Genomic DNA, 19872 nt, shown 5'->3' on the forward strand with positions numbered 1-19872 from the left:
TATCTGTTTTACCTTGTGCTATATCTCTCAACAACCGTTTAAGCCGTAAGAGACAATAAGCTTTGTTTTCTGTGTGCAAAGTAAAGGGTTTTCTATTAAACTGCCAAATTTTACGCATAAGTTTTACTTTAAACATCTAAATGAACGTTAATTACTTGTCTCTTCACCTTATTATATATAACTTTGTACTCGCTTCTGGCAGAAAATATCAGCCCTTCATGGTAAAAGAAGCTATTTATATAATCGAATAATGATGAATAAACCTACCTTCATTGCAGGTCCCTGCGTTATAGAAAGTCAAGAGCTTCTCGGCATTGTAGCCGAAGAGTTAGTGCGACTCAACAACAAATACGACATCGATATCATCTTCAAAGCGAGCTTTGATAAAGCTAATCGAACGAGCATACACTCCTTTCGCGGCCCAGGACTTGAGAAGGGTCTTGAGATGTTACAGGCTATCAAGGATAAATATGGACTACGCCTGTTGACTGATATTCATGAGAGTTATCAGGCTAAAGCCGTCGGAGAAGTTGTTGATGTCATTCAAATACCAGCCTTCCTATGTCGACAAACAGACTTATTAGTGGCTGCCGCAAAGACAGGCAAGATTGTAAACATAAAGAAAGCACAATTCCTTAGTGGCAGAGACATGCGTTATCCTGTTCAGAAATGCCAAGAGAGCGGAGCTAAAGAGGTGTGGCTGACGGAGCGTGGGAACTGTTTTGGATACAACAACCTTGTTGTTGATTTTCGAAACATACCTGACATGAAAGAGATTGTTCCTGATGTCATTATGGATTGTACGCATAGTGTACAGAGGCCAAGCGCTGGAGATGGGAAAACTGTGGGCGATCGCAAGTTCGTACCATCAATGGCTTTGGCAGCTAAAGCGTTCGGTGCAACAGGTTACTTCTTTGAGGTCCACCCTACACCAGACGCAGGATTGTCTGATGCAGCCAATATGTTAGAGCTTGAAAAGTTAGACGAATTAATAGGAAAACTAATATGATGGAAGCAGAAGAGAGATTGACACAAGTCAGAGCGTATGCTACACAATGTATAAAAGAGGAGGCAGACGCAACACTCAACTTAATAAATCAGTTGGATGAGAACTTTGATAAGGCCGTTAGCTTGATGTATCATTGTACGGGTAAAATCATTGTTACCGGTGTTGGCAAGAGTGGAAATATAGGTGCAAAAATAGCGGCAACACTCTCTTCAACAGGTACACCTGCTTTCTTCGTCAATCCCTTAGACGCTTATCATGGTGACTTGGGAGTAATGACCAAGGAGGATGTCGTCTTAGCCTTGTCTAATTCTGGTCAAACAGACGAATTGCTCCGTTTCATTCCGATAGTTCTTCACATGGATATCCCTATTATTGGAATGAGTGCCAACCCTAATTCTCTATTGGCAAAGTATTCTACAGCCCACCTAAAAGTATGGGTCGAGAAAGAAGCCTGTCCTCTCAACCTTGCTCCAACCAGCTCGACAACAGCAGCACTGGTCATGGGTGACGCATTAGCAGTTGCTCTCATGCGTGTTCGTAACTTCAAGCCACAGGACTTCGCACAGTTCCATCCAGGTGGAGAGTTAGGTAAACGCCTACTGACAACAGCACAAGATGTTATGCGTTCAGACGAGCTTCCTATCATACCAAAGGATATGCACTTAGGCGAAGCAATCATACATGTCAGTAAAGGTAAGCTTGGCTTGGGTGTATCAGTTGATAATGGGAAAGTGATAGGACTGATAACTGATGGCGATATCCGTAGAGCTATGGAGCATTGGCAGGCAGAATTCTTTGATCATACGGTCAGTGACATTATGACAAAGAGCCCTAAAACGGTCTTGCCAACAACAAAAATAACAGAGATTCAGCATATTATGCAGCAAAACAAGATCCATACTGTATTGGTATGCGATAAGGAGAAACACCTTTTAGGTGTTGTAGACCATTATAGCTGTATGCTGTAAAGATAAGATGCGATTATCTTATCTATGTATTTATATTGAGTGGGACAATCTATTACAACAATAGATTGCTACTGCTATCGACGAAAAATGAGAGAGATAAAAGTAAGTTTTAGCATAAGAAAAACCATCACAACGGTGATGGCACTATATAGTATAATATGTCCAACACGTCTTTCAGCACAGACAGAGGCTCAAGGCTCTTTAGCTGAAAGACATGAGATGACGGCAGATAGGGCTGATTCTTTGATTGTTAACCAGCTTAGAAAGAAAGGTGTACGCTTCTCTCACAACAACTCCGTAACCTTACTTACAACAGGAAGGGAAAAGTTTAATGACCTTTTTAAGGCGATTGACCAAGCACGTTCGAGTATTCATTTGGAATACTTCAACTTTCGTAATGACTCTATCAACGAGGAGTTGATTAAGCATTTAGCAGCAAAAGCAAAAGAGGGGGTTGAGGTGAGGGCAGTCTTCGACGGCTTTGGTAATGCAAGCAATAATCGCCCTATGAAGAAAAAGAACTTGAAGTCTATCCGTGAAAAGGGCATTCAGATTTACGAGTTCAAGCCTATGGAGTTCCCATGGTTGCATGATATCTTCAATCGTGACCATCGCAAGATTGTTGTCATTGATGGGAAGGTGGCTTACACAGGTGGGATGAATGTGGCAGACTACTACATCAATGGGACAAAAGTCGTTGGTTCATGGCATGACATGCACTGTCGTATAGAGGGAGATGAGGTTAACACGCTTCAAAACATCTTTCTAAGAATGTGGTATTTGGCATCTGGACAGAAGATACATGGTGCAAAATACTATCGTGGTGTATCTAATGCCGATTATATAAAAGGCTTAAAACAAGACACTTGTGGTACTGTTGGGAATAAAATGGTTGGTATCATCAACCGTGAACCACATACATCAAAAGATATTATCCGCTACTTCTATGTTAATGCTATCAATGATGCGAAAGATAGTATCAAGCTTATCAACCCTTATTTCACACTAAGTAGGGCCTTGAAGAAGGCTTTACGCAATGCTGCTAAACGAGGTGTAAAGGTGGAGATACTACTCAGTGTGAAGAGTGATATCCCTCTAACCCCTGACTGTGGGTTCTATAATGCACACAAATTAATGAAAGAAGGATGTATTGTTTGGCTGTATGAGAAAGGCTTCCACCACACAAAGATTATTACTGTAGATGGTCAATTCTGTACCGTTGGGTCGGCCAATCTTAATGCAAGAAGTCTTCGTTGGGACCGTGAAGAGAATGCTGTCATTATAGACGCATGTACGACTCACGAGTTAGATACCCTTTTTGAAGTACAAAAGAAAGATAGTTTTAAACTGACAGAAACTAAGTGGAAACAATGGCGCACACCTTGGCAACGTTTCCGTGGATGGTTTGCTCATCTATTATCTCCTTTCTTATAATAACAGAAAGGAGATATATAAAGGTTGAGATTAAGCTCTTATATCTTGTTTATGTCTATATAACCGTGCATAACAGCATAGATTGTCAAAGCAGATACACTCTTCATTCCGAGTTTATCCATAATATTCTTGCGGTGCGTTATTACTGTTGTCAGACTTATATTCAGCTTTTCTGCTATCTCTTTGTTAATCAATCCTTGTACAATTAACGACATAACTTCTATCTCACGATTACTCAGTATCTTATTCTTTAGTACCTGAGGAAGTTCTGGAAGGTTCTTTCCACCAGAATGACCATACTGTACTATCTTTAAGATTGCCTTGACAAGCTCATCCTCAGGCACATTGATACAGAAGCTATGAAAGCCTGAGAGCTGTGAATTAGGGTCTTTCGTAATTGTCAAAACAATAGTTTTATGGATACATTGAGAGAAGAACTGCCTGTTCTCTAAGACAATTACTTGCGATACAAAGTAATGATAGAACGAGTCTACTTGCGCCTTTTCAAAATCTTGAAAAGTAGAGAACGACTCTACAGTCATAATAGGCATTACATTCTGTAGAAGCTGTTTCAAGCCCAAGATGACAAGTGTATTGGAATCGACTATGGCTATCTTAGGACGACCCATATCCAAGTTAGAAGGATGTTTCATTCGTATTTGTTTTTAAGTAACTGAGAATTTCTCCTTTCCTACTTGTTCTTACTCATCATAGCTTCACACTACTGATATCCACAAGATTATTAACAATTGCATAAATCGTCAATCCTGCTGGTGAATGTATTTGTAGCTTACGTGCAATATTACGACGATGTGTAATCACTGTGTTCGTTGAGATACAAAGATGATCGGCTATCTCCTTATTCGTCATACCCTGCGCTACATCAACGATAACATCTTTCTCACGATCGCTAAGTACCTCATCAGACAGAGGACTCTGCGTAATCATGTTTGATATCTTCACACTTACGTCATTCTGCTTACTCTTTTGTTCTAAGCGTCTAATCACTGGTATGAAGATTTCTTCTTCTACTAAAGCATGTTGTTCAAGCCATGCTTCACAGTTATAGATATCATATAAAGTAGCTGTCAGACGATTATTATGATGCGTATCAGAAGGTAGATACTTGATAATAATACTCTTCAACTCACGTAACTTCACATCTGTTTGACTATGATGCTTAGAATAAGTCTCGACATCGTATGCGTCATTTGACTCACCATTCAGCAGCGAATCCACGTATGGGAACACATTCTTCTCTTCATACTGCATGTGATTATGGATAGAATGGGCATATTCATCATATAGACGAAGGATTAGACGAGCAAGATTATCAGTCTCATCCAAAGACGCACACAGCTCCTTCCGTATGAAAGGTAACTTGTATTCAAGATAGTAAGTATGGCTTGCTCGCAGGTATTGCATAAGGGTTGGGATTGACAATCGGTCTACATCATCAAAAGCTTTATATCCATTTATCGTAAAATTAACGACTGCCAAGAATGTGTAAGTGTCTACATTCTGATCATCACAAACCTCTCTCACGGTCTTATCACCAAAGCCCAAACTTATTCCAAAGCACCCTAAGCTTTGTAATAAGTCATAATTATCTCTGATAAGATAAATCATCTTATCATCAGGCTCATACATCTTCTGATTCTTCATCTTGTTACTTCGTAATGATATCGTATGCAAAATAACAAAAAAAAAGTCAATAATGCAATAGTAGTCGTAAAGTATTTGGTTTTTTATCATTAATTATTATCCTCGAGGAAAGCACAAAAAGAGTACTACTTTGCTATCCACTATTTCCTTATCCCTACCTACTTGATATATATCATGTTACCTTATATAACTCTTTCGGCGCTCTTTTTAAAACGTAGTAATACACCACACGAAATTTGTTAATTGTAAACACCAATCGTAATAAGGCTTAACACCATACAACGAGTTACCCAAAGAGGCTTTACTTATTAATAGAACAGCATCTACAAGATAGCCATCAAAAAACTAAGAAGAAACTATTTTTGTTGTTTTAGTGGCTTGTTCCAAATAAAAGCGGTATCTTTGTAGCTTGTAAAGTGTTATAAGATACATGATAAGCTAAGACAGTTAATATGACAACAGATAAAACAGCCGTAAGAAAGGTAACGCGTAAACGCGGTGCAAAAGCACAGAAAGCTCCCTTAAAAAGCCGTACTATCTCGAATGATCTTATCCCAATAGAAGAAGAGACATGGCTTCTTCAGCCTATTGCTGTGACCATGATGCGCCATGACTATTCGCTCATTCAGGTTAGAATTTTGGTGTCTATTGTTGAGAGTCTACAGTCTATCTTGCATGGAATATTGAACAATAAGCGAGGCTTTCAGCTTGACTTATTCCACACGGATGAGTTGGATGAGGATGGACGTATGCCTATCAAGCTACCTTTCAAGGAATTAGGTGTTGACCCGAACCACTATCCACAGTTACGTAACTCACTGAAGATGTTGGCTTCAATACCTGTCGAAATCCCATATAAAACGGCTGAAGGAAGAAAGTACACCAAGGCTACTAATCTTTGTGATGTATATATACCAGAGGATCGTTCCTATAACAAATACGCCATTCTAAAGCTCGATCATACTGTTGCCGAGCGTCTTGTATCATTAGACTTTGGTTATCATCGTTTAGGAAAACAGATTGTCTTCGCTTGTAAGAACCGTTATACGCAGCGTATTTATATGTTCATCGAATCATGGGTGGACAAAGGTCGTACTGTTATCAAGACCTTCGAGTTCCGCAAGATGCTTCGTTTGGAAAACAACTACAAGAAATTCTCTGATTTCTGCCGCCGTGTTCTTGACCCAGCAATGCAGGAATTAAAGGAACTTGCAGAGCGTGGGTTCTGTGATTGCCATTTTGAGTATGAGAAGAAATATGACCGTGGACAACGTGGTGGTGAGCCTGATGAGCTAATCTTCATCATACATCGTGCAAAGGATAAGATGAATGTACAGTTGCAGGAAATGACGCAAACTCAACGTCGACAGTTCCAACAGTACCTCGTACAATACTTCGATTTCACCCCTGTGAATGCACAAGCAATGGCAGACCGCATTACCGCCGAGACTTATCAAGAAGCTGTACAAAAACTCATGAGCCTACGCGACCGTTTCTCTAAGACGTTTGTAAAAGACAAGGCAGCCTACACTTTCAAAAGTCTTGATGAAATGTTGAAATCAAAGGAAGTCCCTAACACCATCGTAGAGGAAGTGGAATAACTTATAGGAACTTTCCCCAACCGAATAGGAATTTGCCTATAAGATATTTGAAACCAAAAGACTACTTTTGCAATAGAGAATGAACAAAAGTAGTTTACATTAAAGGTTACAGATATGAAAAAGAACATTTTATATACATTCGCTTTAGGTCTCCTAAGTCTTTCACTCTCTTCATGTGGCGCATACCTATCTGCCAGTGGTGGTTATGGTGGTCCTATGGCTGTTTACGATGATGGTTATAACGTTGGATACAGCAGCACATACGGTCGAATTGGGTATGAAGAGGCACGTAGACAAGCGCTTTTCTTGTCAGACAAGATGGCTTACGAACTTGGACTTACCGATGCACAATATCAAGCAGTGTACGAGATTAATCTTGACTACCTCCTTAACATGCAGGGTGAGCGCTCTCTTTACGGTGACTATTGGACACGTCGCAATAGTGACTTGTTCTATGTCTTAAATGCACGCCAATATAACTATTATATAGGTGAAGACTATTTCTATCGTCCTGTTTATTGGTATAATAACAACTATGCATATAGGGTTTATAATCGTTATGCAGACCGCAACTATTATTATCGCTCCCTTCCTGCAGAATACTATACCTATCGTGGCGGGCGAAACAGATATAATGACAGCTATTACGCAGGCCGTTTCGGTGCACGCCGTAACCCTCCTATCGTAACAAATCGTACCAGAACGAACCAGGACATATATCAGAATAGCGGTGCTTGGAATACTCCACAGCAAAATAACGGGTATAGTAGCTTTGGCAATGCAAGAAGAAATAACACCTATTCTACGCCAAATAGCTCTTATAATCAGCAGTTTGATGGACCAAGACAGCAGTCTAACAGACCTGTATATCAACCTCAACAGCAGCAATACCCTGCTCCAAGTCGTCAATCATCAGGTAATTACGGTGGTTCATCATTTGGGAATGCATCACGTTCATCATTCCCAAGCGCACCAGCAAATAGCAATCAGGCTCCATCAACCCCAAGTCGTTCAAACGTACCAAGTAACAACAGCAGTTTTGGTGGACATAGGTAGTAGTAAAAGATAATATGAGAATAACAGATATTAGTCGTTCAAGAGTAGCCTCTGCAATGGTTAGAGGCTACTTTCATTCTTTCTTTTCAGGACAAGTAGATGCCTTATATCCAGGGAAAAAACGGATTGAACCGAAGGAGTACAAACAGCTTTTAGTAAACAACTTCGACAACCTCTCTACTCAATTCGTGTCTGTTCTCTTTCCTATTCTCATACGTCTAAACTATTCAGACCTTGAGTTTGTGACTGAAGATATGAAGCGACGTCATTTCTCAGAGACTACTTCAGCAAAGATACTCTTACGTTATGCTTGTGGAAGTAAAGAACTTTATACTCTCGTAACTGCTGAATATCAGAAGCAAATATTCTCTTTACTTAATGGACATTTACAGTCTGTAGAAGACTACTATGTAGACTGTCCAGCTTTGATAGACAAAGACTGTGTACCCGTATCGTTGGCCATTCGTTCTATTGTTCGGGTTCAGATGCAAGCTTACGCCTTAGGGATAACACAAGCTAAAACAGGAGTCAATGGTCTACATCAGGCTACTGTCTATCGATTAATGATAGCGGGAATGATGGCTTTACTCCATGAGTCGCCTGTTAACTTTGAGGAAGAAAACTTAGAAATGATGTTCAGAAAGGTATCATTAAACGCTGATAACTTTGAGAACTTAATGAATGAAATGAACCAAGCCTACGAAGACTTGGTTTAGACTTAGCATTATCTCTTTGCTCACTTAGACTAATTACGCTATATGGCAGACTCCTTTAATTATGCCATATAGCGTGTTATATCATATTGTAAACCAATAGATAACATCCAACTAACCAAGTACACTATGTTTACCTTAGATAGTACACACTTTTTCTAACAATACCCTGCACTCATACTAACAACACATTGCAAGGTATCTTATCGTCAGACAGACTGATGTTATCACCTATTTTCGTTAGTATTAACGCTCCATACCATTACTATTAACACACCTCACCATAGCAGAAGATAAGAGAAGAGATTGGTTAACATCATTAAGACAATAAGAGAACTAAGGGTTTAAGCCACATAACCACTTCGTTCTCTCATAAAACCTAATAGATACACTCATCAACCCTTTGGTCAGTTGGCTCTGTTGGAATAGTTGGCAAGAACTGGAAAGGAAAACAGATACCCACTTTATAAGCATTTATTAGTAGTGGAAGGAACCTATCATAATACCCTTTCCCACGTCCTAAACGGTTCTTTTGACCATCAAAAGCCATACCAGGAATGAGTGCAAATTCAATAGAAGAGAAATCTGTAAAAGGTTCTCCAATAGGTTCAAGTATGCCATAACTACTTGACTTGAAGAAATCTTGTCCTTTGTAAAGACGAAGTTCCATCTCTGTATCACTTATAACTACCGGCAGAAGAACCCTTCTCCCCTCTTGGTGAAGCTGCAGGATGAGGTCGTGTGTATAGACCTCATCTGCCAGTGAATTGTATAAAAGGACTGTCTTTGCCTCTTGTAGGCGTGGATGACTTAACACACGCTTAATGAGTGGCTCCGACTGAGCAATCAGTTTTTTTTCAGTAAACTGTTTCTTTCGTGCTCTTACTTCCTTGCGAAGAAGGGATTTCTCGTTTTGTTCCATAGCTATTACACTTTTCTTTTACGCATTAGCATAGACTTATCCGTACTCTTCGGCCTCGGTTTAAGAAGCAGAAGAGATTTGGGATGAAAGGCATTAACGGCCGCCTTAATCATGGCATCGTTTCGATTGACATATTCTATCCATGCTTGTTCATCAAGAATGTTATAGATAATACGGCTATTGAGATACTCCTGTAACAAAGAATGTGACCGCATAATCATCAAGTTACGACGACGCAATCCGTTCTTCTCGGCAAATCCGACGAAATCACCTACGAGGTTCTGATGGTCTAAGTAGTTGGCTAAAGGCAAGACCTCACCGAAACCGCTTAGTTTCTTACGATTCTTATCTGTATAATTGAACGCATATTGCAGCATCAAACCGCTTACCACAGCCTCTTTATAGTAAGATGTCACCTTAGAAGTATCCTCTGGAACAAAGATGTCAGGCGTTATGCCACCTCCACCATAGACTATGCGTCCATTGTTAGTATGGTAGGCAGGACCTTGATGTTTAATACTATCTTGTGAGAAGAACTCTCCATGCTGATAACGAGTTAGTATATCGTTATCGTAGTCGGCGTTATCACCCGGCTTAAATGGCTTTTGTATGCAACGACCAGATGGAGTATAGTAACGTGCTATGGTCAGTCTTATCAGACTACCATCATTAAACTGTATTTGCTGCTGTACCAAACCCTTACCAAAAGAACGACGTCCAACAATGATAGCACGGTCGTTGTCTTGCATAGCACCAGCAAAGATCTCAGCTGCAGAAGCTGTTCCTTCATTGATGAGTACAACCATTGGTATATGTTGATAGCTTCCTTTCCCATCGCTACGATAATTTTCACGTGGACTCTTACGGCCCTGCGTATATACTATCAATCGATTCTTTGGAAGGAACTCATTAGCCATCTGCACCGCAGCCTCCAATATACCGCCTCCATTATCACGAAGGTCAATAACCAAGTGGTCGGCACCTCGGATATTAAGCGACTGTAAGGCAGCCAACATCTCAGCATAAGTGCGTTCGCCAAAGCTCTTGACACGAATATAACCTGTCGTATCATTGAGCATATAAGCTGCAGAAACACTCTTCACAGCAATGTCGCCACGTGTCACAGTGAACATCTTAACACCTTGTTCACCATATCGTTTAACACCAATCTTGACCTTAGAGTCTTTCGGACCCTTTAGTCTATGCATTGCTTCTTCATTAGTGACAATCTTACCAACAAACGACTTTCCGTTGATGCTAACAACCTTATCGCCAGCTAATAACCCAGCCTTATCAGCAGGACCATCCTTAATAACATTCTGAATGCGTAATGTGTCTTGTCGAATATTGAACTCAATACCAACACCAGAGAACGAGCCTTTCAAGTCGTCGGTCGCCAGTTGGACATCTTTCGCACTAATATAAACAGAGTGTGGGTCGAGTTCTGATAATATCTCAGGGATTGCCTTGTCTACAAGTTCGTCTATATTAACAGAATCAACATACTGATCATCAATGATGTGCAGCAGGTTGCTGAGTCGACTACTACCATTATTGATGATGTTTAGTCGGTTACCAGAGAAATGATTGGCATAGAAAGTACCAATAAAAATACCAATGACAACACAAAGCGCCATTAGTAACGGCATGAAACGATTATTCTTATTCTGATTCATAAAAGCCTTAACTCCCTCTTTCTGAAGAGGAGATAATTAAAAGAGTATTCGATAATTCAACTATAAAATATGGTTCTGATAATAGTGGGAACAATCTTTTTCGAATCTGTAAGACCGATTGTTCCTCGCTATCACACGGCTACAAGCATTTGGCATACATATTAAATAGAATCTGAAGTGGGATCATTGTCCTCCTCAAGACTCTTGTATTCAACCTCAACACCAGCTCTTGTCAGTAAATCTATACCATCCGTAAGACGATACTTCTCAGCATATACAACTCGGCGAATACCTGCTTGAATGATGAGCTTTGCGCACTCAATGCAAGGAGAGGCCGTAACATAGAGAGTTGAACCTTCGCTATTATTACCGCTTCGAGCAAGTTTTGTGATTGCATTGGCTTCAGCATGGAGTACGTAAGGCTTTGTTATGCCCTCCTCATCTTCGCATACATTCTCAAAACCACTCGGTGTTCCGTTATAGCCATCACTGATAATCATTTTGTCTTTAACGACCAACGCACCTACTTGACGACGTTTGCAATAAGAGTTCTCAGCCCATATTCGAGCCATACGAAGGTAACGATAGTCGACAGCAGACTTGCTTCTCCCTTCTAATAAGGAAGAAGAAGCTGATGAAGATTCTGTTATATGCTTGTTATTCATTTATTTATTATGATTTTATACTTTGCTGTTTAGCAATGAGAGCACGATGCGATACTTAAGAAGTATAGATGGCAATAGCTTTTCCCTCAACCATAGTCGTTCCTTAAAGGGCATCGAGGAAAGCCTTACCTTCATGCTTTTGTAAGTCCGTCACGTTCTTTCAGGGCATCAATAGTAGGCTCTTGACCACGAAAACGCTTATAGAGAACCATTGGATGTTCCGTCCCACCACGTGAGAGAACATTATCTCTAAAACGCTGGGCAACCTCTTGATTGAAGATACCCTCCTTCTTGAATACACTGAAAGCATCGGCATCGAGTACCTCAGCCCACTTATAACTGTAATAGCCAGCAGCATATCCTCCCGCCATGATATGAGAGAACTGCACCGTCATACATGTATCCATACGCTGTTCATCGATGATAGCTGGTGCCCAAGCCTGCTTCTCAAAAGGAATAATATCATCGGTGAACTCGTCCTTACATGTGTAATAAGCCATATCCAACAGGCCGAAGCTTACTTGTCGTAGACAAGCCATTGCGGCACCATAATTACGACTGGCTATTACCTTCTCTATCAACTCGTCGGGCATTGGCTCACCTGTCTGATAATGGAAAGCGAACGTGCGAAGGAAGTCTTTCTCTACTGCAAAGTTCTCCATAAACTGTGAAGGAAGCTCAACAAAGTCCCACCATACATTGGTACCAGACAGACTCTCAAAGCGTGTATTCGCAAAGATGCCATGAAGAGAATGGCCAAACTCATGTAAGAAGGTCTCGACCTCGCCTAATCTCAATAAGGCAGGCTTATCCTTTGTAGGCTTAGAGAAGTTCATCACAAGTGATGCGTGAGGACGTACATTCGTGCCATCGCGCTCTATCCATTGTCCTTGGAACTCCGTCATCCACGCTCCATCACGCTTTCCCTTACGTGGATAGAAGTCTACATACAGTACGGCTAAATAACTACCATCCTTATCATACACCTCGTATGGCTTAACATCAGGATGATAGACAGGTATCTCCTTGTTTTCTTTGAAGGTGATACCATAGAGACGTGTAGCTAATCCAAAGACACCCTTAATCACATTGTTCAATTCCAAATAGGGTCGAAGCATCTCTGGTTCGAGGTCGTATTTCTTCTTCTTAAGCAACTGACTGTAATAAGCCACGTCCCAAGGCTCCATCTTAAAGTCGTCCCCTTCAAGCTCTTTAGCCAATGTCTCGATCTCTTTACGTTCTTCGATAGCCTTTGGTTTGTATGCTTCAATGAGGTCATTGAGGAGTTTATACACATTCTCGACCGTTGTTGCCATTCTATGTTTCATCACATAATCAGCAAAGGTGTCGTATCCAAGAAGCTGTGCAATCTCCCTACGCAGATTAATCAGACGTTTGCAGAGTTCCAGGTTATTGGTGTCATTATCCTTTATGCAAAGTGTATTGCGTGCCATAAAGAGTTCTTGACGTAGTTCACGCTGCGTACTATACATCATGAAAGGACTATAACTTGGTGCATCCAAGGTGATAACCCATCCTTCTAAGTCATGCTCTTTTGCTGCTTCATGCGCTGCTTCACGTGCTGTATCAGGTAGTCCGTCAAGCTGTTTCTCGTCTGTGAGATGTAGCGTATAGGCTTTATTCTCCTTTAGAACATTCTGTGAGAACTGCAATGAAAGCATGGATGCTTCTTCTGTTAGCTTACGCAACTTGTCCTTTCCAGCTTCATCTAACAACGCACCACTACGTACAAAGCCCTCATAGCTTTTCTCTAACAGACAATTCTCTTCTTGTGTCAACTCACGATGATGCTCGTAGACATACTTAACACGCTCGAATATCTTTGGATTTAAGCTGACATCATTATTATGCTTAGTAAGAATTGGACTCATCTTCTGTGCCAATGCGTCCATTTCATCACATGTCTCAGCACTAAGCATATTAAAGAACACACTCTCAACACGGCTCAGCAAGTCATAATAATGCTTACGACCCTTCACCTCATCTTCGGGAATAATCGTATTGTCGAAGGTTGGTTCGTCTGGATTATTAATTATCTTCTCAATCTCTTCATCATCGCGACGGATGCCTTCCATCATTGCCTCTTCATAATCAGCAAGTGTTATGCGATCGAAAGGCACTGTGTCATGCGGCGTATCGTAAGGTAGAAAGAATGGATTTACACGTTCTTTCTTATCTAATTCGTTATCTATCATCTCTATTAACTTTCTCTTATTTTAATCTACAAAGATAACTCAAAAAAAGGAGAAAACCCATATAAAAAGGTGGAATTTAACGCAATTTTGTTTCTCAATGGTGTGTTATGGATAAGAACTAAGCGGATAATGTAATTTTAGTGATGAATTACACCTCCCTTTCTTGTCTTTTTCTGCATTCTTATTGATGATTAACAAAGATGGTGTTGATTGTAATCAACAATACTCATAGGGACAGGCTCTCTTTCTTTCCACCTTCCCAGCAAGGGAAATGATTAGTGAACTTACCCCTATACAGCCTGTCTCTCCATCCGTCCCCATTCCCACAAAGAGGAGAACAATTAGTGAGGTGAGCCCTACGAAGCTGTCGATAAAAGAAGAAAGAACGCTATTTGAACAAGCTAAATTTGTTGAGTTATTTCAACAAACAATCCCCACTCTATTTGAAAAGAGGCCGAAGAAGAAACAAGAAGAGGCCTAACTGCGATCAAGAACATGCCCTTCTTGCACGTTGAAGACGCCCTTCTTGAAGCATGAAAGGCGTCTTCTTCAAAGCTGTTTATAACATGCTGATTTATTGTAGGTTACAAACTCTGTTTTAAGAAACAATATACTCCTTTCATGAGGATGTTTAGTTTCATACGATGTAATGTTTTTTTACGTATTTACCAACTATCCAGAAGTATGGATAGATTGATGGGCTGTAAACAGGGAGATACTTATCAATGTAATAGAGTGTGCTCATTTGCTCACAGACAGACACAAGATTTCACACACAAATAGCATCCACTAAGACAATAAGAACTGTTTGAAACATCCATCAAAAAGCTGAATGGGACAAACAAAGGATAATAGAGAAAATAGTAATCTATGCCGATTTCGAGGAAAGATTACGTTCGTAGAGTCTCCAACTGTGGGATTGTAATAATCCCTCTACTCATCGTTAAGAATCCTTCTCGCTGCAGAGTGTTAAGCATTCGAGAAACATTTAGGCGACTCTGGTGTAACTCTATGGCAAGATCCTCCATCCTTATCCTCAACACCTTCTTACCAGCTTGAGTGAGACAACGTAGGCGAAGGAAACTTACAAACTGTTGACGAATATCGATAGGCTGCTGACGCCATGGAATACGCCCCATTCGCTGTGCTTGCATAGATATACTATTAAGAAGGTTAAGACGGAAGATAAGGTAATTATCAAGCAGGCGTAAGACCTCAGTCTTATCCAAAGACAAGAGGCTACAATCGGTCTGTGCAGTGAAGTCCTTTGTGTATCTTTGCATAAGACCGAAGAGATGTTCGGGCTGGATAACGGCAGGAGCCGACAATTCTTCTTCTATTCGATAACAATAATTATCCGCATGACTAACCACACGGAGTGTTCCACTCATCAGAAAAAAGAGATGTGTACATTTATCATCCGTACTGACAAGCGACTTATCGGCCACTAACTTGTAAAAGCCAAACTTTGTTTGTCCCACGATATCAGCCAATTCATCCGTACTAATACCGATGAAAAGTGGTAGTTCGAGAAGTTTATCGTAGAGCTGAAGCATTGACTCTGAAAGATAATATATATTCGCTTTCAAAAGAGAAAGCGAATATGTCTTATTCTACATATTTCCCTTTCATAGAAGGACTATACCATGTTTTCAGATTACCTTTCGTATCTGAGTAAATAAAATAGGCCATCAATTCAGGATGACGATCAAGTAACTGGCGTGCCCTCTCAACTCCCATCACCATAAATGAGGTAGCATAGGCATCAGCAGTAGCACAGTTCTTGGCTAAGACTGTGGCAGAGAGAAGGGAATGTTGTACTGGATAACCAGTTTTAGGGTCGATGGTATGAGCATATTTCTTACCTCCTTTATAATAGAAATTACGGTAATTACCACTCGTTGCCATGGCTTTATCTGTAACATTCAGTACCGTCTGAATCTCTTGATTGGTATTCAAACTATCATCCGTCGGCTTTGTTACACCTATCTTCCATGGTAAACGTTGCTCGCTATTACCCTTCGTAACTATCTCGCCACCTATCTCTACCATAAAGTTCTCTACCCCATTGCGACGCAGGAAACGGGCAACAACATCTGAGCCGTAGCCTTTTGCGATAGCAGAACAATCTAACATAATACGTTTGTTATCCTTCTGAACGGTATTACCAACCAATTTCACCTTATTATATCCAACAATTTGATGAAGACTGTCGATAGCCTGTTTAGATGGATGTTGACCCGTCTTAAATCCAAAGCCCCACATATTAACCATCGGTGCAACAGTAATATCAAATGCACCATCAGTCTCTTTTGAAACCGTTTCAGCAAGTGTGAAGACCTCTCTGAACATCTCATTTACCTTTACAGACTTATTTTGATTAATCAAGGAAATCATTGAGTTGGGTTCAAAAGTTGAGAAGGTCTGATTAACCTTCTTAAGTTCTGCCTCTATCTGTGGCTGGAGATCTTCATCACTTTGGTAGGTAATATTATAGGTAGTACCAAAGATAAATCCCTTATTGTGCTGGTAAGGCATTGAATGTTGATAGCTAACAATAACTATAGACCCAATGATTAGCATCAAAAGGAATGGTATCTGCCAATATAATCTCTTCTTATTCATCTCCTTTTTTATATTAATTTAGTATCAATACTCATGTTAGAAATAGAGAACAATATCCTTAACACATGAACAACCAACCCTCTTGATAGTCACATGAAGATGCTATTGAGACATCTGAAGATATATATCTTATTTCTAACAACTTATCTTATTATAATTCAAAAAGAACATTAAAGGTTGCACCAAGCTGTGATGAACCACTACGACCATAACCTGGGACATACCAAGGTTCGCCTATTTCGCTCATCTTACGAGCAAGGCGAAGCTTATAACGAACGCTCCACCCCATACGAATAGGCCCCCATATCTTAGCATCTACACCACCAACAAGCTCGGCCCAAAGCTGACGTCCTTTATTACCAAGATTACCATAAGGGGACTGAGTGCCCCAAATAGGGTCAAGAATACCAGGACTAAGTACATCATACTTAAATGATGTGTACCCTACTCTACCGCCTACTAAGAATCGGTATGCGTCATGTTTATCCTTTAACATATTAAAATCACACCCCACACGACCGTAGGGTGCAGTTGTTTTGAAGGTTGTCCCTGTGGTTTCGTCCGTCTTATCAGCCTGACCAACACCCACTTCTATCACGGGATAATACCTATCCTTCAGATTAACACGTACCATTCCCTCATACTGACCGTATGAGGCAAGCCAACGCATAGCGGGTCCAACAAGGTCGACACCAACAGCTACTCCTCTAAAAAAGGGGATACTATCTTCCTTAACCTTTGGTAGTGATGGGCGACGCTGCGCATTGGCTACCATCGGAGTCAATAGGAACAGTACATTAAGGATTAGTAAAACTGATAAATATATGCTCTTTCGTACCATCATAGTCAACGTTTGGATTATTAATATCAACCTTCTTCACACGTGTTCCCTTTGCTGTAACAGCTGTGAGCGTATGGAAGAAAGTTGGCGAACAATCTACACTTTCAAAATGACTTATATTGGTTTTCGATATCGTAACCGTATCTATAGTTGTCACTCCAGCCTTACTTGTAAATACAAAACGAAGCTTATCTGTTTCTCCATTATAACTCATAGGAAGACTAAACTTCGTTGTGTTTACCTGTTTATTCAGTAGTACCGTATCAGGTTTATTCTCTCGAATGGCTGATATAGTAAGTGTATCGTGCAAAGTATCGCCCTTTACGACATAATTTGACCATACACCATTGGTTACAGGACAGTCAATATCAGAACAAGAACTCATCCATACCATTCCTCCTAAGAAGGTAATACACATGAAGACTTTGCTCAATACCTGCTTAATCTTTCTGTAGTTCATCATTGTAATTTGTTAACTGCTTAAAAGCAAGGCTTATCATCCTACATTTCTTTCTCTATCTGATAGTCATTCCTCTTTGGATTACTACGACTTATAAGGTCGCCTATAAATCCTGCAAGGAATAGTTGTGTACCTAATATCATCGCTACCAAGGCTATAAAGAAGGATGCATGATTTGAGAGTAAGTCGCCATATTCTCCTCCAAGAAGCATTATAATCTTCTCAACAATTAACCAAAGAAAAGCGATAAAACCGATGAAGAACATAAAAGAACCCATCAAACCAAAGACGTGCATTGGCTTTTTACCAAAGTTAGTAAGAAACCAAAGGGTCAATAAGTCAAGGTAACCATTGAAGAAACGATTAATACCAAACTTTGACTTACCATACTTTCGTGCCTGATGATGCACCACCTTCTCTCCAATACGTGCGAAGCCTGCCTCCTTGGCAAGGTAAGGAATATAACGATGCATCTCCCCATAGACCTCAATATTCTTCACGACATCACTACGATAGGCCTTTAATCCACAATTGAAATCGTGCAGGTTGTGTACTCCACTTATCTTACGTGCCGTCGCATTGAATAGTTTTGTAGGGATAGTCTTGGTTAATGGGTCATAACGTTTCTGCTTATAGCCACTTACAAGGTCGTATTTCTCATCCATGATCATCCTGTAAAGCTCTGGTATCTCATCAGGAGAGTCTTGTAAATCGGCATCCATTGTAATAACAACATCACCCTTCGCTGCCTTAAAGCCACAATAGAGTGCAGGGCTCTTACCGTAGTTACGACGGAACTTGATTGCATGCACATGTTCAGCATCCTTACGATGCAAATCTTCAATGACGTCCCAACTCTTGTCTTTAGAGCCATCATTGACAAAAATAACCTCATAAGTGAAGCCATTAGCTTTCATGACACGCTGAATCCAAGCGTATAATTCGGGGAGACTTTCCTCCTCATTGTAAAGAGGAACAATTACTGATATATCCATATTATGTATTAGGAATTTTCTATTATCAATTTAGTATTTAGGAGTTCAGACTGAAAGATAAGGATTATGACCTATAATATCTATCATCCATTTACCTAATAATCTTATAACTATTGGCGTTTAACATTCTTAGACATGACACCAGCTATCAATAACGAACAAATTGCTCCAAACAAAACTGCCGTGATAAAAGTGCTGGAAGCTATAGAATAAGGTTGTAAAACATCTGGTAATATCGCCATGAACTGGTTATACGAGAAACCCATAGCAGTAAGTGTCTTTTTCCCTTCCGCACTCGAATAGATATTACTAAACATCATGAGTAGCTTTCCATTGTCTAAGAAACGCATATACAACCACTGCAAAAAACTAAAGATAATTGCTGCATTGAAAAAAACACGTAGACAATAGAACAGACTTCGACGGAAAGATATAACGCCTTTACGCCCTTCCTCACGAAATATCTTCAATCGATAAGCTACGAAGAAAGGGGTCGAAAGAATAAGTAAAAAACTAAATTGCGCCAAAACTGGTAATGCCTCTATACCTAAAAGACAAGCAAAACTTGCCGCCCAAATGATAGCAAGATAAATACCATCATATCGAGCGTATGCTGTCAACTGTTTATAATCTTCATGAATCATGTTACAAAAGTACGTATTATTTATTATAAATAATGTAGGACACTATTAAATTTAATTTTTTTTGTTAAAAAACAGAAATTGTATTAACGTCTCCTTGCTGGTATAAAAATAAATCACTAACTTTGCACCCGCTTATTTGAGATAAGCACAACACGGACAAGTCTCCTACGACCAGCTCCCTTTGAATCCCCCAGGACGGGAACGGAGCAAGGGCAGAAGGTTGTAGCGGTGCGATAGGAATCGCTTGTCCACCCCCGCCTCTTTAGCTCAGTTGGCCAGAGCACGTGATTTGTAATCTCGGGGTCGTTGGTTCGAATCCGACAAGAGGCTCAAATAATAAAATGACTAAGAACATAGAAGAGGATATGTCGTGAGGCATATC

18 protein-coding genes and 1 tRNA gene are annotated in these 19872 nt (G+C 40.2%); 7 read left to right on the plus strand and 12 right to left on the minus strand.

The window, feature by feature from the left end:
* The first annotated feature begins 250 nt into the window (after nucleotides 1-250).
* The 3 genes from kdsA to AXF23_RS15585 all read left to right on the plus strand — a co-directional run bounded on the left by kdsA (nucleotide 251) and on the right by AXF23_RS15585 (nucleotide 3411).
* Complete coding sequence (gene kdsA / locus AXF23_RS15575; protein ID WP_107626145.1) at nucleotides 251-1009, plus strand: 3-deoxy-8-phosphooctulonate synthase; 759 nt, start codon at nucleotides 251-253, stop codon at nucleotides 1007-1009.
* Complete coding sequence (locus AXF23_RS15580) at nucleotides 1006-1977, plus strand: KpsF/GutQ family sugar-phosphate isomerase (RefSeq protein ID WP_107626146.1); 972 nt, start codon at nucleotides 1006-1008, stop codon at nucleotides 1975-1977. Before kdsA ends, AXF23_RS15580 begins: the two co-directional genes overlap by 4 nt.
* A gap of 87 nt (nucleotides 1978-2064) precedes the next feature.
* Entirely contained in the window at nucleotides 2065-3411 is a 1347-nt protein-coding gene (locus AXF23_RS15585) for a phospholipase D-like domain-containing protein (RefSeq protein WP_199222216.1), read from the plus strand.
* Nucleotides 3412-3449: 38 nt separating this feature from the next.
* On the opposite strand, the gene AXF23_RS15590 is transcribed toward AXF23_RS15585, so the two are convergent.
* Nucleotides 3450-4064: a response regulator transcription factor gene (locus AXF23_RS15590; RefSeq protein ID WP_107626148.1), complete on the minus strand. Its 615-nt coding sequence runs from the start codon at nucleotides 4062-4064 to the stop codon at nucleotides 3450-3452.
* A 55-nt stretch (nucleotides 4065-4119) separates the two neighbouring features.
* Nucleotides 4120-5076 carry a LuxR C-terminal-related transcriptional regulator gene (locus AXF23_RS15595; RefSeq protein WP_107626149.1) on the minus strand — a complete coding sequence of 319 codons (957 nt, stop codon included), beginning with the start codon at nucleotides 5074-5076 and terminating at the stop codon, nucleotides 4120-4122.
* 452 nt (nucleotides 5077-5528) lie between these two features.
* Here AXF23_RS15595 and AXF23_RS15600 point away from each other — a divergent pair, with 452 nt between their 5' ends.
* The 3 genes from AXF23_RS15600 (at nucleotide 5529) to AXF23_RS15610 (ending at nucleotide 8449) form a co-directional block, all read left to right on the plus strand.
* Nucleotides 5529-6677, plus strand: a complete 1149-nt coding sequence (locus AXF23_RS15600; protein ID WP_107626150.1) for a replication initiation protein — start codon at nucleotides 5529-5531, stop codon at nucleotides 6675-6677.
* A 114-nt stretch (nucleotides 6678-6791) separates the two neighbouring features.
* On the plus strand, nucleotides 6792-7733 hold the full coding sequence (locus tag AXF23_RS15605; RefSeq protein WP_107626151.1) for a hypothetical protein: 942 nt from the start codon (nucleotides 6792-6794) through the stop codon (nucleotides 7731-7733).
* Nucleotides 7734-7747: 14 nt separating this feature from the next.
* A complete protein-coding gene (locus AXF23_RS15610; RefSeq protein ID WP_009011263.1) occupies nucleotides 7748-8449 on the plus strand; it encodes a hypothetical protein in 702 nt (233 codons plus the stop codon).
* A gap of 376 nt (nucleotides 8450-8825) precedes the next feature.
* Here AXF23_RS15610 and AXF23_RS15615 read toward each other — a convergent pair whose 3' ends face one another.
* From AXF23_RS15615 to AXF23_RS15665, 10 genes are all read right to left on the minus strand, one after another.
* Entirely contained in the window at nucleotides 8826-9368 is a 543-nt protein-coding gene (locus tag AXF23_RS15615) for a 5-formyltetrahydrofolate cyclo-ligase (protein ID WP_107626152.1), read from the minus strand.
* A gap of 5 nt (nucleotides 9369-9373) precedes the next feature.
* A complete protein-coding gene (locus AXF23_RS15620) occupies nucleotides 9374-11044 on the minus strand; it encodes a S41 family peptidase (protein ID WP_107626153.1) in 1671 nt (556 codons plus the stop codon).
* 161 nt (nucleotides 11045-11205) lie between these two features.
* Nucleotides 11206-11709, minus strand: coding sequence for a dCMP deaminase family protein (locus tag AXF23_RS15625; protein WP_009011266.1), 504 nt, complete (start codon nucleotides 11707-11709; stop codon nucleotides 11206-11208).
* Nucleotides 11710-11840: 131 nt separating this feature from the next.
* A complete protein-coding gene (locus tag AXF23_RS15630; RefSeq protein ID WP_107626154.1) occupies nucleotides 11841-13925 on the minus strand; it encodes a M3 family metallopeptidase in 2085 nt (694 codons plus the stop codon).
* 890 nt (nucleotides 13926-14815) lie between these two features.
* Complete coding sequence (locus AXF23_RS15640; RefSeq protein ID WP_089366048.1) at nucleotides 14816-15481, minus strand: Crp/Fnr family transcriptional regulator; 666 nt, start codon at nucleotides 15479-15481, stop codon at nucleotides 14816-14818.
* A 52-nt stretch (nucleotides 15482-15533) separates the two neighbouring features.
* The gene (locus tag AXF23_RS15645; RefSeq protein ID WP_107626156.1) at nucleotides 15534-16550 is read right to left on the minus strand and encodes an FAD:protein FMN transferase; all 1017 of its coding nucleotides are present in this window, start codon (nucleotides 16548-16550) and stop codon (nucleotides 15534-15536) included.
* Nucleotides 16551-16701: 151 nt separating this feature from the next.
* Entirely contained in the window at nucleotides 16702-17394 is a 693-nt protein-coding gene (locus AXF23_RS15650) for a DUF6048 family protein (RefSeq protein ID WP_107626157.1), read from the minus strand.
* On the minus strand, nucleotides 17348-17851 hold the full coding sequence (locus AXF23_RS15655) for a DUF6452 family protein (protein ID WP_107626184.1): 504 nt from the start codon (nucleotides 17849-17851) through the stop codon (nucleotides 17348-17350). The genes AXF23_RS15650 and AXF23_RS15655 overlap by 47 nt, the downstream gene beginning before the upstream one ends.
* A gap of 41 nt (nucleotides 17852-17892) precedes the next feature.
* A complete protein-coding gene (locus AXF23_RS15660) occupies nucleotides 17893-18846 on the minus strand; it encodes a glycosyltransferase family 2 protein (RefSeq protein WP_107626158.1) in 954 nt (317 codons plus the stop codon).
* A 110-nt stretch (nucleotides 18847-18956) separates the two neighbouring features.
* Complete coding sequence (locus AXF23_RS15665) at nucleotides 18957-19490, minus strand: DUF4199 domain-containing protein (RefSeq protein WP_009011273.1); 534 nt, start codon at nucleotides 19488-19490, stop codon at nucleotides 18957-18959.
* A 256-nt stretch (nucleotides 19491-19746) separates the two neighbouring features.
* Between AXF23_RS15665 and AXF23_RS15670 the strand changes: the two genes are divergently transcribed.
* Nucleotides 19747-19820 (plus strand) — tRNA-Thr (locus AXF23_RS15670).
* Nucleotides 19821-19872 lie beyond the last annotated feature (52 nt).

The organism is Prevotella sp. oral taxon 313 (genome assembly GCF_003043935.1).
Lineage (GTDB): Bacteria > Bacteroidota > Bacteroidia > Bacteroidales > Bacteroidaceae > Prevotella > Prevotella jejuni.

Bases quoted from the DNA above. Each gene is read 5' to 3' on its own strand.
- kdsA (WP_107626145.1), top strand. From the start codon at position 251: ATGATGAATAAACCTACCTTCATTGCAGGTCCCTGCGTTATAGAAAGT.
- AXF23_RS15580 (WP_107626146.1), top strand. From the start codon at position 1,006: ATGATGGAAGCAGAAGAGAGATTGACACAAGTCAGAGCGTATGCTACA.
- AXF23_RS15585 (WP_199222216.1), top strand. From the start codon at position 2,065: ATGAGAGAGATAAAAGTAAGTTTTAGCATAAGAAAAACCATCACAACG.
- AXF23_RS15590 (WP_107626148.1), bottom strand. From the start codon at position 4,064: ATGAAACATCCTTCTAACTTGGATATGGGTCGTCCTAAGATAGCCATA.
- AXF23_RS15595 (WP_107626149.1), bottom strand. From the start codon at position 5,076: ATGAAGAATCAGAAGATGTATGAGCCTGATGATAAGATGATTTATCTT.
- AXF23_RS15600 (WP_107626150.1), top strand. From the start codon at position 5,529: ATGACAACAGATAAAACAGCCGTAAGAAAGGTAACGCGTAAACGCGGT.
- AXF23_RS15605 (WP_107626151.1), top strand. From the start codon at position 6,792: ATGAAAAAGAACATTTTATATACATTCGCTTTAGGTCTCCTAAGTCTT.
- AXF23_RS15610 (WP_009011263.1), top strand. From the start codon at position 7,748: ATGAGAATAACAGATATTAGTCGTTCAAGAGTAGCCTCTGCAATGGTT.
- AXF23_RS15615 (WP_107626152.1), bottom strand. From the start codon at position 9,368: ATGGAACAAAACGAGAAATCCCTTCTTCGCAAGGAAGTAAGAGCACGA.
- AXF23_RS15620 (WP_107626153.1), bottom strand. From the start codon at position 11,044: ATGAATCAGAATAAGAATAATCGTTTCATGCCGTTACTAATGGCGCTT.
- AXF23_RS15625 (WP_009011266.1), bottom strand. From the start codon at position 11,709: ATGAATAACAAGCATATAACAGAATCTTCATCAGCTTCTTCTTCCTTA.
- AXF23_RS15630 (WP_107626154.1), bottom strand. From the start codon at position 13,925: ATGATAGATAACGAATTAGATAAGAAAGAACGTGTAAATCCATTCTTT.
- AXF23_RS15640 (WP_089366048.1), bottom strand. From the start codon at position 15,481: ATGCTTCAGCTCTACGATAAACTTCTCGAACTACCACTTTTCATCGGT.
- AXF23_RS15645 (WP_107626156.1), bottom strand. From the start codon at position 16,550: ATGAATAAGAAGAGATTATATTGGCAGATACCATTCCTTTTGATGCTA.
- AXF23_RS15650 (WP_107626157.1), bottom strand. From the start codon at position 17,394: ATGATGGTACGAAAGAGCATATATTTATCAGTTTTACTAATCCTTAAT.
- AXF23_RS15655 (WP_107626184.1), bottom strand. From the start codon at position 17,851: ATGAACTACAGAAAGATTAAGCAGGTATTGAGCAAAGTCTTCATGTGT.
- AXF23_RS15660 (WP_107626158.1), bottom strand. From the start codon at position 18,846: ATGGATATATCAGTAATTGTTCCTCTTTACAATGAGGAGGAAAGTCTC.
- AXF23_RS15665 (WP_009011273.1), bottom strand. From the start codon at position 19,490: ATGATTCATGAAGATTATAAACAGTTGACAGCATACGCTCGATATGAT.